Source organism: Chryseobacterium sp. FR048, assembly GCF_056844665.1.
Genome location: NZ_JBXDSE010000004.1, coordinates 314,320 through 330,960 on the forward strand (window position 1 = coordinate 314,320; position 16,641 = coordinate 330,960).

17 protein-coding genes and 1 tRNA gene are annotated in these 16,641 nt (G+C 34.2%); 14 read left to right on the forward strand and 4 right to left on the reverse strand.

Features of this window, described 5'->3' with window-relative positions; genetic code table 11:
* Positions 1 to 7 precede the first annotated feature (7 nt).
* Positions 8 to 283, forward strand: coding sequence for a hypothetical protein (locus AC106K_RS13920; RefSeq protein WP_123871763.1), 276 nt, complete (start codon positions 8 to 10; stop codon positions 281 to 283).
* Between the two features lie 66 nt (positions 284 to 349).
* On the opposite strand, the gene AC106K_RS13925 is transcribed toward AC106K_RS13920, so the two are convergent.
* Positions 350 to 1,222: a hypothetical protein gene (locus tag AC106K_RS13925; protein ID WP_123871762.1), complete on the reverse strand. Its 873-nt coding sequence runs from the start codon at positions 1,220 to 1,222 to the stop codon at positions 350 to 352.
* A 116-nt stretch (positions 1,223 to 1,338) separates the two neighbouring features.
* The gene (locus AC106K_RS13930; protein ID WP_482446099.1) at positions 1,339 to 2,763 is read right to left on the reverse strand and encodes a hypothetical protein; all 1,425 of its coding nucleotides are present in this window, start codon (positions 2,761 to 2,763) and stop codon (positions 1,339 to 1,341) included.
* A 104-nt stretch (positions 2,764 to 2,867) separates the two neighbouring features.
* On the opposite strand from AC106K_RS13930, the gene AC106K_RS13935 reads away from it, so the two are divergent.
* The 5 genes from AC106K_RS13935 to AC106K_RS13955 all read left to right on the forward strand — a co-directional run bounded on the left by AC106K_RS13935 (position 2,868) and on the right by AC106K_RS13955 (position 10,139).
* Positions 2,868 to 2,996 (forward strand): hypothetical protein, encoded by a 129-nt coding sequence (locus tag AC106K_RS13935; RefSeq protein ID WP_482446101.1) that lies wholly within the window; start codon positions 2,868 to 2,870, stop codon positions 2,994 to 2,996.
* A gap of 113 nt (positions 2,997 to 3,109) precedes the next feature.
* Entirely contained in the window at positions 3,110 to 3,235 is a 126-nt protein-coding gene (locus tag AC106K_RS13940) for a hypothetical protein (RefSeq protein ID WP_378114344.1), read from the forward strand.
* Positions 3,236 to 3,473: 238 nt separating this feature from the next.
* A complete protein-coding gene (locus AC106K_RS13945) occupies positions 3,474 to 4,055 on the forward strand; it encodes a hypothetical protein (RefSeq protein ID WP_123871760.1) in 582 nt (193 codons plus the stop codon).
* 299 nt (positions 4,056 to 4,354) lie between these two features.
* Positions 4,355 to 5,491, forward strand: coding sequence for a hypothetical protein (locus AC106K_RS13950; RefSeq protein ID WP_123871759.1), 1,137 nt, complete (start codon positions 4,355 to 4,357; stop codon positions 5,489 to 5,491).
* Between the two features lie 313 nt (positions 5,492 to 5,804).
* Positions 5,805 to 10,139, forward strand: coding sequence for an NACHT domain-containing protein (locus AC106K_RS13955; RefSeq protein WP_123871758.1), 4,335 nt, complete (start codon positions 5,805 to 5,807; stop codon positions 10,137 to 10,139).
* A 75-nt stretch (positions 10,140 to 10,214) separates the two neighbouring features.
* On the opposite strand, the gene AC106K_RS13960 is transcribed toward AC106K_RS13955, so the two are convergent.
* Entirely contained in the window at positions 10,215 to 11,045 is an 831-nt protein-coding gene (locus AC106K_RS13960) for an SOS response-associated peptidase (RefSeq protein WP_123871757.1), read from the reverse strand.
* 434 nt (positions 11,046 to 11,479) lie between these two features.
* On the opposite strand from AC106K_RS13960, the gene AC106K_RS13965 reads away from it, so the two are divergent.
* The 5 genes from AC106K_RS13965 (at position 11,480) to AC106K_RS13985 (ending at position 14,611) form a co-directional block, all read left to right on the forward strand.
* A complete protein-coding gene (locus tag AC106K_RS13965) occupies positions 11,480 to 11,710 on the forward strand; it encodes a hypothetical protein (protein ID WP_123871755.1) in 231 nt (76 codons plus the stop codon).
* Positions 11,711 to 11,823: 113 nt separating this feature from the next.
* Positions 11,824 to 13,494 (forward strand): recombinase family protein, encoded by a 1,671-nt coding sequence (locus AC106K_RS13970; protein WP_482446104.1) that lies wholly within the window; start codon positions 11,824 to 11,826, stop codon positions 13,492 to 13,494.
* A gap of 137 nt (positions 13,495 to 13,631) precedes the next feature.
* On the forward strand, positions 13,632 to 13,877 hold the full coding sequence (locus tag AC106K_RS13975) for a hypothetical protein (protein ID WP_482446106.1): 246 nt from the start codon (positions 13,632 to 13,634) through the stop codon (positions 13,875 to 13,877).
* Between the two features lie 169 nt (positions 13,878 to 14,046).
* Entirely contained in the window at positions 14,047 to 14,394 is a 348-nt protein-coding gene (locus tag AC106K_RS13980; protein WP_482446108.1) for a hypothetical protein, read from the forward strand.
* Entirely contained in the window at positions 14,375 to 14,611 is a 237-nt protein-coding gene (locus AC106K_RS13985) for a hypothetical protein (protein WP_482446109.1), read from the forward strand. The genes AC106K_RS13980 and AC106K_RS13985 overlap by 20 nt, the downstream gene beginning before the upstream one ends.
* 45 nt (positions 14,612 to 14,656) lie before the next feature.
* Here AC106K_RS13985 and AC106K_RS13990 read toward each other — a convergent pair whose 3' ends face one another.
* The gene (locus AC106K_RS13990) at positions 14,657 to 15,064 is read right to left on the reverse strand and encodes a hypothetical protein (protein ID WP_482446111.1); all 408 of its coding nucleotides are present in this window, start codon (positions 15,062 to 15,064) and stop codon (positions 14,657 to 14,659) included.
* Between the two features lie 120 nt (positions 15,065 to 15,184).
* Between AC106K_RS13990 and AC106K_RS13995 the strand changes: the two genes are divergently transcribed.
* The 3 genes from AC106K_RS13995 to AC106K_RS14005 all read left to right on the forward strand — a co-directional run bounded on the left by AC106K_RS13995 (position 15,185) and on the right by AC106K_RS14005 (position 16,446).
* Entirely contained in the window at positions 15,185 to 15,427 is a 243-nt protein-coding gene (locus tag AC106K_RS13995; RefSeq protein ID WP_482446113.1) for a hypothetical protein, read from the forward strand.
* A gap of 175 nt (positions 15,428 to 15,602) precedes the next feature.
* Positions 15,603 to 15,675: transfer RNA gene (locus AC106K_RS14000), tRNA-Ile, on the forward strand.
* A 420-nt stretch (positions 15,676 to 16,095) separates the two neighbouring features.
* Entirely contained in the window at positions 16,096 to 16,446 is a 351-nt protein-coding gene (locus AC106K_RS14005; protein ID WP_482446115.1) for a hypothetical protein, read from the forward strand.
* Positions 16,447 to 16,641 lie beyond the last annotated feature (195 nt).

A 16,641-nucleotide genomic window follows, 5' to 3' on the forward strand; every position in this document is an offset into this window, starting at 1 on the left:
AAAGATAATGAGTATAAAAACACCTAAAAATCGTAAAGAAATCGAACATAATATGTATTTATTGCAAGAAAGAGGTCTGCAGGCCCTTGATGCCAAAGACGAAGATAGAATTGGCAATTTTGCTGCAATGACCTGGCCACATTTGAAAGAGGTGAAAAACCTTCCAAATGGGAGGATTTATTTGCCAACAATTAATGAACAGGCTCGTCTGCAAGGCAATATGGAGAATACAGATCTATGGAAGTTTAGTCAGACGCAAGTTCCTAAAGAAGAAAGTCCGTAGTACAAAAATAGTCTATGGATTATTTTGAATTAAAAATATTGTAAATGAACTTAAGTTCTTTTTTGCTTACTTTAATTTTACCTTGGACATTTGTATATTATCTATAACCTCAATGCCTAAGAGGTTTTTTGCTATGATGAATTTCTCGGGAAGTCTTCCTTCCAATGCCAGAATAATGCGACTGTTCGGAAGTTCATTATCTACAATTTGTTTTGCTTCAATTAAATGCTTGTATTTTACACACTGGAAAATGCCACGTAATATATCTTCTGGAGTAGAAATATGAGATTTCACTTCAACCCCGATTTTCAGGGATTGATCAATAAATAGAATGTCAATAACATCAGCTGACGGTAGCACATGTTCGAGTATTCCATCTGAAAGGGAATCCTTAAGACCTAGTACTAAAGGGTTTTTTGAAACAAACTCCTTAAATTTTCTGTGGCTTTCGCTTTCACCTCCTGATCGTATTTTGGTTGCTTTATCTAAATCTTCTTGAAGGTCTATGTGTATTGGATCCAAACCAAGAACATTCAAAACTTCCCGCCAGTATGGAAATAAGTATATTTCTGCGAGCATAGCATCCAAAAACTCTTTCTGCTGGCTTGGGCTACGGGTGCTGTAATCAGAAATATCGATAAACCAAGAAATTCCGTCGCCTGGAAGGTTTGTTCTTTTGCTGATTGCGATACATTGGATGGCTGGTATTCTGATGTCAGTACTTAAGCTCAGTTCTTTCATTGCACTTCCAATCACACCCAATACATAATTAAGATTTCTTGGATTTGGCATTCCAAGGATTTTAGCAAGGTCGGAATAATAAATTGTCTGACGGGCACCAGCTTGTTTAACTAGGTAGGGTAAAGCTACTCTCGCTCTTATTTGATATAATTTATTTCCCTCTAAAAAATCGTACTTTCCGACAATTGATGTATTCATTTTACTTAGGTATTTTCAGTTGAGGTTTCTTTCTGATTAGTTTTAGCTAATCCAAGGAATTTCTAATTCAATTTTTTTTATAAATTATTGATAATTAGGGCTATTTGTCAAGACATTTATTTTCCAAATTTAAAAAAGGATTTTACTGCGTTCAATAGCTTTTGAATCCTATTTTTATTATTTGGTGGGTACAAATATAATTGCAGATGTCCTTCCATAGCGCGTAGTTTTATGTTAACATCAGCGTATTCCCAACGTCTGCCGGGCCAACAGTCTTTTCCAATCTCCTCCAATTCTGGATCAGAGAATTTTCCCAAATTACCTGCGTCGTTACCCAAAAGCAGCTGTAATTTACTGACAAGAACATGTGCTTCCTTGCCGAAAATAGGTAGGGAGTTAGTGGGTAGATGTCTAGTCAGGAGAAGGAATGGACTTTTAGCACTTTTATCGGTAATTATACGTATAACATTAAAGTAGTCAAAGAAAAAGAAAGCGCTGTCATAACGGCTACTCTTAAGGTCGGAAGTGTTGGACGGTGCTAAATTTTTTAATAAATGCAACAATTGATTAAGGAAATCTACTGTTTTGAACTGAAGACATTTTTTGTAAAGGATCAGAAAGTCATCGGCCGACATAGCGATAGTGTTAATATCAAGTTTTTCATAGACGGCATTTGCCTTTTTACAGTTTCTTTGATCCTGAGTAATATAAAAATCACACGAAGAGGCAAAAGCTGTATGAAAAGCATCTTCCATGGTATTTCTGAAAGTTTGTTTCCTGCCTCTGTTTATAGAAATTTTATCTTCCTGATACCCGTGCATGTCCAGTGCTATATATTCATTACTTATTTCTGTAAACCAGGGGGAGGCAAACTCATGGGCCGGGCTTTTTTGTTCAGCTAAAATTCCTTTTTTTTTATAAGCTTTATCAATGAGTTCATAGGGGGAAGTGCTGTGAAATATTTGGTCTCTTTTTATATCTGCCCCACCTTGAAGATTTTCACGTAAATCTTTATAAGCTGTATTTTTGTTCATTCTTTCTATCATTCCAAAGATTGCCGTCAAAAGTTCAATCTGTGTATAATTGTCCTCAAGTTCGGGGAGGAAACTGCGCATAAGATGAGCTGTTTCAGGGTTTTCGAAGGATTTTTGAAAAACCCCATCGATAGGAGTGTTTTTAAATAACGTAATTTGCTCATTCAATAGTTCCTGTAGATTTCTACTTTCCTCATCAAGATTGTCTGAAAGTGGCTCGATACGAAGCACATCTAGTAGTTGACTTAGATTGCTATCCTGTATGTATAAATCCCGAGGAGGATTATTTCGAAATACGGTTCTGCCCTCTATATGGAATAAACAATAATTTTGGGTAAGGTTGGAGATAAAATCCAGATCAGAATCAATATTCTCCATATTTGATTGATCTTGGCTACTCGCAGAAATGTCGCCAAGATGCGAAGATGAATAAGGCTTTAAAAATTTCTCGTTATCTGAAATAATTGAAAAAAATTCACTGTGTTGCCCATTTTTCATCTGGCTCATTACATTCCAATCTATATAGACCCTTATCATCGTTATTTAAAATTATTTATATGGAAAGTTAGGGAATAATCTATGATATTAAGGATTTAATTATTGTAACTATAATGATGTGGCTGAACCATTCACTAAAAATTCTTGAGCTGGATGGATTAGCATCGGTAATCGTAGGATTGCTGCTTGTTTTTGTTGCCTTTATGTTGGCTAGAGAAAGCAGAAGCTTGTTGATGGGCTAAGGTATCGCACCCGAAACGAGAAAAAAAATGCGGAACTCGCAGAAAAAAACTTTACAGTGGTAAAGACAAAAAACATATTATAGACTTATCAGTTGCCCGAAAAAGTTGTCCTGATGTTGGTCAGAGATTTTGAAGATGACCTGGATAAAGAGGAGATCACTGAGGCGATACGCCGTATCCTCACAGACATAAAAAATGAATTTAAACTTGTACATTATGTGATCATACAGCCGGAATAATGCTGCAAATAGAGGTGAAGACTCCTATTGTTGCAGTAATAATTCGTCAATTTGATATTTTAATGAAAAGTGTTTAAATTAGATATTAATAATTATTTGCTCGATCGAGCAAACTTTTCATAAAATAGGTTAATAATATGGTAAAACACCCGCTGACTCCCAATCTACGGGTGTTTTTAATATGCAGATAAATTCTGCATTTTAAATTAGACTTGTTGGTAGGAAGTTTCGAACATGGATGGCCATTGGATTATCCACCAAGTTCGACCCAAAACCTTCATATTTTATAAATAAAAAAGAAGTAAATTGTAGTCAAAGATTTATCATGGAAGTAATTTACAATATTAGTATTGAAGTCAGTATCAGTAATATTGAAGCTGGTTTACTGTATAAATATTTAAAGATGCATCCAATAGAAAAACAGTATATAAACTACGGATATTTTGCATTTTCTTTTAAGGAGTTTGAACTACAAAAAGAATTTGATTTGACGCTGACGGTGGAAATTATGGATTCTTGTGTCAGAGTATTAGAAGATCAAGACCTGGGCGATCCCGTGGAGAATCTGCTAAAAAAGGAACTCCTTGAAAAAATCTATAAATGGTCAGCTATACTCTATGGGGAGGAAGATGCTATTGAAGCGTTCCAAACTGATTATTATTTGAATTCTGCTGTTCAACTTCTGGAAAACAGTTATTTTAGTTTTGGAAATTATTTGAAGCTTCGGAACCTAAACAGCTCAAATTATAATTTGGGAAGGCAAGAGGTATCAATCATGAAAAAATTGAGGAATTTTTTATTTAATAAATTGTTTAAATAATTCTGATTCTTGGGTCAGATCCAATTTTCAAAATAGCTTGGAAAATGAACCTTATGTAGTTATTTGCTACTCTATAAAAAGTGATCACAATGTATTGTCTCAAATGTTATTACAATTTTTAAAGATCCAAAAGGACAAGTAAAAAAAGGGTGCTATACCTCAACTGGAAATAACATCAAAACCAAGCAAAAGCAACTTTTAATCGCGCTTTTACAAGAAAAGGCATATTTTTCATTTAAAGATTCCAATATTTTAGTAACCGAAATAGTATAATTGATGCTACCAAATAGGTTAATCTTATGGCAAGATATCCCATTACCGTCAAACCTTGGGTGTTTTTATTTACAGGGCACGACCACATTAGGTCAAAAAAAGACATAAAAGTGGCGAAATTGGATGGTATGGTCTCAAAGAAAGATGAAGTATCAAATACTGTTTTCTTAGCTGAGTTATTATTTATATTTTCAAAGGAAAAAAATATGTTGGATATAGAGTATATAGAAAATATTCTAAAAGGTAAGGATGGATTAGAGTTTCAAAAATGTGGAGCGAATTACCTACGGAAAAAATATGGTGGTGCATTTCAGGAAGTAGCTTCCATGGGACCACTTGGAGATGGTGGTAAAGATGGCTATGTCCTTGAAACCAGAGAATATTTTGCCATGTCAACCTGGTCTGACAATATAGCAACCAAGATAAAGAATGACTATAAGAACTGTATTGACAAAAACCTCGAAGTCAAGAAGTTCATTTTTGTTACCAATCGTAAAATAGGCCCAAAAGAATGTGATGTCATTGATAAGCTTAATTTGGGAAATCAAGATATTAAAATTGAAACCCTGAGTCATCGGGATATGGCTAAAGCATTGATTGAATATCCGCAAAGAGAAGTTTTAGCAATACTAGGAAAGCCAATGTCTTTTTATGATGATAAAACTGTTTATTTTGAAGAATGTAGGGATAGACAGCTAACTTTCACTCTGTGGGAATCCATTAAAGATTCAATGCACGTTTACTTAGCAACAATCTTTTTTGTTGCTGTATTTTGCACATCATTTTTCTATGTTAAAGCTGACTGGGCCAAAACCCTGTGTTTTATTGTAGTTGCCGCACTGATGTGCTTATATATGCTTTTAAATATCAATAGCCTACGAAAATATAAATATGCCCATAAAATTTTGTACCTAATGGTTACTGGTAAGCTTCAGACGCAAAATGAGCTTTTATTGAATGAAGGAAGACATTTGACAATCAAACGAAACTCAACATGGAACTTTACGATTAATAAGAGGTCTATAAACTGCATAAAAAGAGGTTGTAGCAGTAAAGTATTTTTATATACGCAAGAAGATGGAACGATGATAGGCCGGTGTGAAAAGGATAAATTAAATCATACATACAGAGTTGATAATAATTTTTACGGTGAATTGCTGTGAAGTAACTATCGCTAGCCAAATCCCTAAGTCGATTTTAGAGCCACAAGATTGTGTGCATGACGCGTATTATCATAAAATTTGTGATCTCAACACAAATTGATTATTGGAATATTAACAAAATAAATGTAAATTTCTGCATCATGCAATTTTAACCTATTTAAGAGTCAAAGTATACTATTTGATTATGGCATAAATTTGCCAAATAAGATGCTTAATTTCATTGTGAGTTGATAAATAGTTCTTAATTAAGGAGGTTACAGAAAAAACAAAAGTACTTTTCTTGTGTTGCTGGCAAACCCATATTATTAAATTTATGATTACAATTGATAAAGTTGACTTCAACAGACTTAAGCCCTATAATGGGAAGGCCACGCAGTGTTTCGAGCACCTATGTTACCAGCTGGCAATCAAAGAATATGGACATTTAGGAACATTTACGGCGATTGACGGGAGCGGAGGAGACGGTGGGGTAGAATTTTATCTCGATCATCATTCTGGCGAAAGATGGGGCTGGCAATGTAAATTTTTTGGTGATACAGGAAGATTAAGTATTGCTAATAGAGACTTAGCTATTTCAAATTCCTTTGAGACAGCAATTAGGAATCATGGAAATTTAACGAAATATTTTGTTTGCCTTAAAACTGATCTTACAACGGAAAGTACTTCGAAAGCGGGAAAATTCAGTAAAGGCGAGAAGAATTGGTTCGATGATGAACTACCGAAAAAAATTCCTGTTGGTCGTGCAATCTCTCTGGAATTTTGGGGAGAATCAAAAATTATTGCATTCTTAAAAGAACCTAAAAACGAAGGTGTACGTAGTTTCTTTTTTGGGGAACTTGAACTAAATCAGGGTTGGTTTACAACAAAGTTTTTTGAAAATTTTGAGAAGGTAAAGGATAAATACGATCCTGAATTGCATGCTATTGATCAGTTCACAAAATCCATAATAGATTGTGTAGTACTTGATCCAAACTATACTAACCTGACGGGAAAGCTTAAAAGTGATCTCCTGCAGGTAGCCAATCAGGTAGGCAAGGAACTACACAACTTTCATAACACTACCATGATCAGCCCCGCGGAGGAAGCTCTGAGAAGAGATTTTTTTTCAGCTTGTCATGAATTTGAAGATCTTGTAAAACAGACTGTTGGTAAAATTGACTTTGTTGATGAATGCTTTAAAAAGTGTGAACCTGAAAAACTAGCGCTATTCAGTACCGAGGATTTACGATCGAAGTGGATCGCTTTCCATACTAAACTTGATGAATTTGATTTTGATGAAACATCAAGGGCATCTAGGGAGTCGCAGAATATCACATCCTTAATGTCAAATTTTTCACAAGACTTCGGACGTTTTTTTAGAAATTATTTTCATGGAAACCAGAGGCAGCTGCATTTTATAGGTGATGCAGCCAAAGGTAAAACACATATATCCACTGATATTGCATTTAACAGAATTAAAGAGTCGAAACCAGTAATATTTTTGACAGGTGATAAATTTACTGATGAGACCAGTATCAGCGATACAGTGCGTAAAATTCTAGATATACCGCAAGAATATTCATTTGATGACCTTTTAAATGCTTTGGAAGTTTATGGGTCAATCCATAAAGTAAGGATTCCTATTGTTATAGATGGTCTGAATGAAACGGTTTCCAATAGGCTTTTTTCACCTATCTGGAGGAACCATCTACAAGGATTTATTGCAAAGATTAAACAGACAAAGAATGTCGCTATAATTACCACCTGTCGAGGTTCATATGCTGATAGGATATGGGACGACACTTATAAACCTGAATTTCATAATATAGATGGATTCCGCGATTCCGAAACTATTCATGAAGCGGTTCAAAAATATTTCAAGAAATATAAACTGAAGTCGGATTTATTTTTTGCTTCGATTGATAAATTTGGCGACCCAATCTTTCTTAAAATATTTTGCGAAATAAAGAATCCTAACTGGAAGCATTCTGGTGAAATTGCGGTAAACATTGAAGAGGAGTCATCTTACGATATTTTTAATGAGTATTTGACGCAGATCAACAGGAAAGTAACCAGAAATAAGCCGATCCTTAGAAGCAATGAGAATTTTATTTCTGAATCCCTAAAAAAATTGTCTAATTATCTTTGGGTAAATAATCTGCGGGAGCTGCCGGTAGGGGATTTTTATGCCTTAATTGACGAAAATGATAATTATGAGAAAGATAAATCAAAGGCTGATATACTTCTTGATGAAGGTCTTGTGATAAATCGGGATATTAGAAGTGAAACTGAATATATAAGCTTTACATACGATGTCCTTGCAGGCTATATGATTGCTGAAAATTTAATTACCAATAATGCAGATCTTTCATTTTTTAAAAGCAAAAAATTTATTGGACAGGTGTTTCTTCCAGAAGGTCAACATCCCCTTTTCGAAGATGTCATAGCTGCACTATGTTTGCTGCTGCCACAGCTAAAAAATAGCACATTTCATCAATTATTACGAAGTGACTGGCTAGTTAAGCTTGCGGATTCTAAGATTTATAATTATCTGCCACGATTCCTGAAAACCAGAGTGGCAGACCTGGCTGATTTTTCGGATTTTGTCTTTGATAAATCTTTCCAATCACTTTTTGTATTGCCTGGTCGGCTGGTAAAAACAAGTGATATTGATTTAGTTGCTAAAGTTTTCATGATAAATAATGAAAATAAAGAAATCCTTTTTGATCTCTCTTTTAAAACGATGGGCGATGTAAACCACCCGCTCAATGCGATTTTCCTGAGCACAATTCTAGCCAGATTAAAGATGAATGAGCGTGATATTACCTGGACGGAATACGTAAGGAAGAACAGCTATCAATTGGAGCAGTTTATTTCCGAATTTGAAAATCAATGCCGTAACATCAGCCATGAATCGGACATAATACTAAGAAAGCAAAAATTAGTTTCGAAAGCAATAGTCTGGTTTTTAACAAGTACCGATCGAGCCTTACGTGATCAGGTCACAAGAGCACTATATTTTTATGGCAGGAAGTTTCCAGAGGAATTCATCGCTTTAGTGGAGGAATCGTTGGGATACAATGACCCATATATCTGGGAGCGCACACTGGCAGCATCTTATGGTATTGTGATGGCTCAATATAACTCTATAGCGGGAGAACACTTCCGAAATAACGTGCTACCTGTATTTTGTAAATCCTTATACGACCTAATCTTTGCCAAAGATGCAAGATTTGGAACTACGCATATTCTAGCCAGAGACTACGCAAGACGAGTTATAGAAATTGGCTTAATTCATCATCCTACTTTATTAAATACAGAACAGCAGCTGAATATTCGACCACCATACACTTTTGGAGGAATAAGAGCATTACAAGAATTCGATTATGGAGAAAACGATTATGGCTATGATCGACCAATGCAAATGGATTTTAGCAATTATACATTAGGACGGATAGTCAATGGAGGTCATGCATATTCCAATCCTGAAGAAAAAATTAAGGTAAGAAAACAAATATATTGGAGGATATATGATTTGGGCTGGAATACAGATATGTTCGGTGCAGTCGAAACTGCTTTAGGAAACGATAATTATTACAATAGTAACAGAAGTAGACAAGCCAAAGTCGAGCGGTATGGAAAAAAATATTCATGGATCGCTTATTTTGAAAATGCTGGATTACGGGCAGACCTTGGTTTGTTAGATAAGGATTGGGACAGGTTTCGACTTTCTGATGCAAATATCGATCCCAGCTTTCCTAAGAAGACAGCAAACGAACCTTTTTTTAAAAATGATTTATTGGGAGACAGGTCAACACCTTTAAACGAATGGTATGAAAACGGAGGAACGCCTATATTTGATGGTTATTTGGAGATCGATGAGATTAATGGAAACCCAGGTCCTTGGGTTTGCTTGGATGGCTTTATTGTACAGGAGGAGATTTCCACAGAGCGAAATAGCTATCTCGTAGTTCGAGGAATGGTTATCGAAGACTCGCAATATGATGAAGTCATTAAATTATTAAAAGGTCAAAATTTTTCTCAAATTCAAATTCCGGATAAAAGTGAAAATTATTATTGCTTCGCTGGCGAATTGTATAATATTGATGAAGCTACCTACAGTAATTATGGTGATTTACGATTTGATCTTGAAATTAGGAAAGTGAAGATCAAGAAGGATGAACCTGGTTATTATCAAAACTTAATTTGGTCTGATGACTTCACCGAATCAAATTTACCAGAGGAAATTGAAGTCGAAGTTAATGTAAATAAAGAATTTGAAGTATTAATACCAGTAATGGATTACAATTGGGAAAGTTATCACAGTCCGGTTAATGATGCAGGTCATATCTCAGTTTTAGCAAAGGAAATTGTGAATCATCTGGGACTTATAAGTGAGGCACAGACATTTGACCTATTTGACCAGGATGGAAAATTAGCGGCTATCCACTTAAATAATGCTGAAGATTTTAACAATAACGATAGCTTTGTTTATTTCAGAAAAGACTTGTTTGACCAGTTTCTTGCTGAAACTAGATCAAAATTTGTTTATACGGTATGGGGAGAACGTGAAGTTCGTTTTAAAACCAATGAAAGGCGGGAGGAATTCTTTAAAACTCATCCTTATAAAAATGATCAGAGATTTAGTTCGGTCATTGAATATGGGTAGGAGGAGAGGAACTTTAAAATATTCCTCTCTCTCCACTATTTTTTAGAAGTTTTAAGATAGAAAATTGAACATTATTCAATTTACCTCATATGTAAGTTCAGGAACATCCGCATATACAAATGCTTTTGTCGGCGTTCCAGTCGTTCTGAAATCTTTTTCAATTGTATATGCTTCCATTTCAGAAGTGTTGATCTGATAGGTTGCAAGTTCCGTGATTCGTTCTTCACTAAGATCTTGCATCATCCATTCCCATGCAAGTTCATCTGGCAACATAGTAGGCATACGATTTTTAGAGTTGTGAATTTGTCTCATTAGAGGATTTGCTTCTGTCGTTACAAGAGCCACGGTATCCACCGTTTCTCCTGTGTCCTTATCAGTCCAATTTTGCCAGATTGCAGCAATAAAAAAATAATCCTTGTTTTTGAGACCGATGTGATAAGGATATTTATCTGCTGTTTTGAGCGGTTGATTAGTTCTCTTGTTTAGACGGTAAAGATGTCTCCACTCATAAAATTCACTAGACAGTATTAAACATCTTCTTTCCAGCGCCGCTTTCCTAAACATTTTTTCACGACCTGTATTTTCATCCTTCATAAGCAGCTCTTCACCTTTTGCATTTAATGTTGTGTAAGCCTGGTGCCATTTTCCGTTCCCATCTTTATAGCCAAAACGCATTTTCTTAACATCTTCTCTGTTTTTTGTATAAGAAGGGATAAATCCCCATTCCATTTGGACGATATCGAAATTGCATTTATCTTCCGTTGGGCGTAAAACAGCAATATTTCCGTAATTAAAGCCTTCGTGTATTTCTTGATCTAAAAAATCATAATTCATTACTGCTTTTTCCAGATCCATCAAGCGAATGAATTCATCTCTAGATACCCGTTGTCCATTGTAATAACACATATGATTAAGTTTTTAAATGTTCACTAATTTCTTTACCGAATAGCTCCGCCTCTTTCTGTCTTCCTTGTGTAATACTTGTCCAGACTTCACCTGCCCACGTTCTGGCTGAGGTTATAACCAAGGGAGCTCTATTATCGTCAAAAACGAGACGAAAAATTTGCTGATCCCTTAAAGTGTGTTCAATTACAACAACTTTTAAGCCATTGACCTCGATTTCAAACTTACTGTTCTCGAACACATTCCCCATTTTATATAACATTACTATTCGCCTATATAAATTTAGCAATTCTTGGCGATAATTAATACAAACGATGCTTTTGCATTATACAGAGATTATTAGGAAAGTTTAGGTTATTTAAGGTAAGTTTTACACTGATTTAGATGTTGGCCATGCAATGTTGGTAATTTTTCGATTCCGAAAATAATTATGCAGAATGGCTACAAAAAAAAGAAGAAATGGAAGCAGCTATAGTGGGAATGGTTCAAATTTGAAAGATATTGGACTTGACCACCTTATGAAATTAGATGAGTTGCCCATTGAACAGTCAATGATAATGCTAAAAGAGGCAGGTATTGATGTTGATGAAGCGGAAGCAATAAAAATCATGGAGTTTTTGCATCTATTGGCAAGGATCACCATCAAGGAAATATTCTCTCCCGATTAAAAGTTTTTTGTAATTTTGTGTAATTAGATTTTCTAGTAAATTTTTAAGGATCAGACGGTTGCTATTCTCATGTTGGCAATTCTAATTTCATTACCAAATTAAATAACTGAATTATGATCGCAGATTTATATATCCGAGTATCGACAGACGAACAGGCAGATAAGGGGTACTCGCAGAGGGACCAGGAAGAGCGTTTGCGTCTTCATTGTGATAGGCTAGCTATTACGATCGACAGAGTAATTTTCGAAGACCATTCTGCGAAAAGTTTTGATCGGCCCGAGTGGAAAAATTATCTACAAAGCTTCAAAAGGAGCCGCGGATATCGCGAGGAGCGCTTAATTTTGTTTACTAAATGGGACAGATTCAGCAGGAATACCTCCGAAGCCTACCAAATGATTGGACACCTTAAAAAAAATAATATATTACCTCAGGCGATTGAACAGCCATTGGATCTAAGTATACCCGAAAATAAAGTGCTCTTGGCTATTTACTTGTCAACACCTGAAGTTGAGAATGATAGGAGAGCTCTAAACGTGACCAATGGAATGCGACGTGCAATTAAGGAGGGGCGGTTGATGGGAATAGCCCCTTACGGTTATGTAAACAAGTGTACTGAGGATGGAAGAAAGTATGTTGCCGTTAAACAACCAGAAGCTTCGAATATAATCTGGGCTTTTGAACAAGTGGCAAAAGGCCATCTCCCAACCGCAAAGGTGAGAGTGGAAATGAATAAGAGAGAGGGTAAAAATATTTCTAGTAATGCTTTTATGGTTGCACTGAGGAATGTTACTTATTGTGGTAAAATATATGTGCGTGCTTATAAAAATGAAGAGGAGGACATTGTGCCGGGTAAACATGAGGCATTAATTTCGGAGGAGTTGTTTTTAAAGGTTCAGCATGTCCTGAAAAAGAAAGGTACAAAGGATCTCAGATTGCCAGGAGGAAGGATAATCAATGAAGAAAGATATCCTCTGCGTGGTCTTCTGCTTTGTCCAAATTGCGGAAAGAATCTGACGGCGAGTAGTTCAAAGGGGCATACAAAACATTATTACTATTATCATTGTACCACAGCCTGTGGATTTAGACACCATTCTGATAAAGTTAACAAACTTTTTAAAGAAGAGCTTTCCAAATATGATTTTCCGACAGGAATACTAGAAATATTAAAGAAGATAATCGTAAAAAATACAAAGTCTACTTCTGAGAATTTTGATGGTGAACGTAGTACTCTTAAGAGCAGAATTAGTGAATTAAATGATAGAATTAGTAAGGCGCGGGATATGTACCTGTCCGACAAAATTGATGAAGAGGATTTTAGGGATATTAAAAATAGATATAAAGGAGAACTGGATGACCTTGAATATAAACTTAGCCTACTGGTAAAGTCAGAACAAAAAGAAGGGGTAGAAGATAAAATTAGCAAAGCACTAAAAATTGTTGGAAATATTTCAGAGAGGTATATAAATGCTAGCCCTATAGACAAGCGCGCAATTGTAAGTTTGATATACCCTGAAAAGATAATTTTTGATGGAAGCGATTTTCAAACTAGCAAAATCAACTCTTTTGTTGATAGTATCTTCCTGATTAGGAAGGAGTTATCTAAGCAAAAAAAAGGGGATTTAAATTCGAAAAATTTAAACCCCCGTCTTGTGACCTCGACAGGATTCAAACTTTTTTTTAAAAGATCAAAAAAACACTGTGTTAATCGGATTTTTCAAATTGCAGTATTTTTATTAGTGACAAAATTAGGACAGTATTTAAACTCCCAATTTCATTACTTATAGTCAAAATTAATAATTCACATCCAATTGAACAAAAACTTGTGTAATAGTTCAAATAGTTTTACATTTGTTCAACAACTTTTGTTGTCCTTTATCAATTTTTCAAAGCTTTTTATATTTGATCAACTTAATTTTTATAAATGAAAAAAATATTATTAGCTGTTATACTTTTAACAGTTGTAGCTTGTGAAAGGGATGAGGAAAAAGTTGAAAAACAAGAAAACTCTAAAAACAAAGTAACATTTTTAAAAACCAATGAAAAAGCTCTTAGCAAAACTGATTCTACCGATTCAATTCGTGTCCGGAATATCTCACCAGCTGCAACAAGCTTACAGGACGAAATGGAAGACGTTGATCCGAAAGATATCACTCCTCCTAGAAGATAGTCCTTTTGTCCAAAGCATTGTAAAACTTAGAAAAGACATTAAGATGTTTTTTACTAAATACAGTAGAAGTATTAAGATAATATCTTCTACTGTATTTTTAATTTTTGCATCATTACTACCTTATACTGATGTTTTCCTAGATTTTTTTATAGATACTCAATCTATAAAAATGAATAGATTTCCAAATCTTTCAGCGGCAATATGGTCCTATTCCATGCCTATAAGTAATCTGCTTATTTTGTACATAGTCAAAGAAAAAAATCCTTGGTATGTTGCATATATTTTTCCGATCTACGTTAATATTACTATGTTATGTGGATTTCTATTCTTAGATTTAAACATAAATATAAAATCTGACTGGGTTTTTAGAATAGTAACACTTGGTATCAGTGTAATTTTATTCGTATTATGGAGAATATATTTTGCTAACTATTTTAAAACAGTTATAACTGAAGACAGATTGGATTTTGAAATTAAAAAACTTACGGAACCAGAAGATGACCAAAGAACAGCTTAAAATTTGTAATGAGTTATTTTCGATTGCAAAGCAGCAATTTGAAAATGATGTAATAACTAGAGAAGAATATCTTGAAACTCTACTATTAATTAAAAGTAAGGTAGACGATATTAAAAAAGGGTTTAGTAAAATAGATTTTCCATATAAAACATTCCAAAAACCTATACTCGAAATTAACGTAAAAGAAACGGTTAACTTCGTTTTATCAATGAACTAACATAAATCATAAAAAAAAACTCTTTCGATTGAAAGAGTTTTTTTTTTATGATTTTTTGCTAATTTTTTTCTCCAGATTTCTTAATTCTTCAGGGCTGGATGAATTTTTCAGTATTTGAAGGATGATTTCATTGTCTAAAGTGAATACGTCTATCTTATCATTTAATTTTTGAACAGCTGATATTATAAAATCTAATTTTTCATTTAATGACAATAGCGTAACTGGAGAGTGTTGTTGATTTTCAAATGTAGTAATTGCATCTTTTAATTTTTCCAAATTTCTGACACTTGGAGCCTTAGATCTCCCATCTAATATTTTATCAATACCAACATGAGAAAGGTCTGTTAGTTTAGACAACTGGTAGCCTGATAGTTTCAACGTCTTAACTCTATCTAAAATAAAAGATAATAGTTCTTGTCTAATGGCTTGATTATCAGTTGTATTGTTTTGCATGTTGAAAATAATTTTAAAAAAAGTTTAAAAAGTTACATTAAGTTGTTTAACTTTTGTTACTTTTGTGTAAAGATTCAAACAAATGTACGAATTTTTACACACAAAAAAATATTAATAAATATGGCTTTCTATATTAAAAACGAAATGATTCAGCAACTTAACGATAATGGGAAATTTAGAATCCGATTAGCTGCTGCTTTAGAAGTAAGTGATAGAGCGGTATATGATATTGTAAAGAAAAGTCTAAAAAAACCTATACCAAATTCAACCCTTACAAAGAAGGCTGCCTTAGAATTTTTCAAGGATGAAGGGTATGAAGAAGATAGCTTTTTAACAAAAATAAAACCGGTTGTAAAACCGTAATGCTTATTACTGTAAGATACGAAGGGGCCGTAACCAGCTAAGAAGTAGTGCAGTATCTTAAAAATTTAAAAGCACTTCACGAAAGGGACTTAAAATAAACTCATTCTTCAATGATCGTCTAATTTTTAAGAGCAAAGTCCTAATCAGCATAGAAGTTCAAAAAAGTGCTTTTTCCGGTCTCATAGTTCAGTGGTTAGAGCATCTCGCTCATAACGAGAAAGTCGGGAGTTCGAGTCTCCCTGAGACCACGCAAGCGATTTGAGTATTCATGGTTATTAGTTTTTTACTCGGTCTTCGGACCGGGTTTTTCGTCAAGTTGCCTGAGTGGTTTAAGGTAGTTGGTTTTTCCAAACATAGAGCAGTTCGATTCTGCTACTTGGCACAGCTTAATATTTTTGAGCGTTTGAAATTAGTTTACCCGGCTGGCTGGTGCCGGTCGGGTTTTTTAATAAAAAGTATATGATTAACAATCCAGATCTCAGAAACTTTATTGAAGTTGAAAAACTTAGAATAAAAAAAAATAATACCAAAGTTCCTACAATAATGGATTTGGTTAAAGATCACAATAAACAAATTTGGCAAATATGTAGGGATTGTGGAAAAGTTTTCGATTTAAGATTGGAGTCAGAAATAAAGTGTCCTAAATGTAATAGTAAAAATCTAATGATATGATCACAATTATTTTAATCTTCTATTTCAGTGTAAATACTCTTATTACGGTGCAGTATTTTGATACAGAAATAAGGTACAACATTATAAAAGCAACACTATTATACTTTTTTGGGATTCCCTATTTTATTGTTATGGTTCTTAAAACATTATTATGGTTATTTATCAGTGATTATTTACAGTTACCATTTTTCTACAAATTCTACTTTACAAAAAAATTTGAAAAAGTTAATCCTGATCAAATTGAGTTTTTTGAAAAGAGCAAGTCCAAAAAAGGAAATTCTTTGAAAGATCGCATATTCAAATATGGGTGCGATTTATTAATAAAAAGAGCAAAATCAGGATTATGAAAACAGTCAATTCAAGGCATTACAAGCAGTTAAATGCATTTTGCAAGCATATTTTCAAGGATCAAAATTATATCAGCCAGAAACGTCTGAATTTACTTATACAGCAACAATTGAATCCATGTTCTACCAGGTACAGGAGAAACTTAATAGAACTGCAGCTCATATATGAAAAAAACAAACTGATTTATCCGGGGC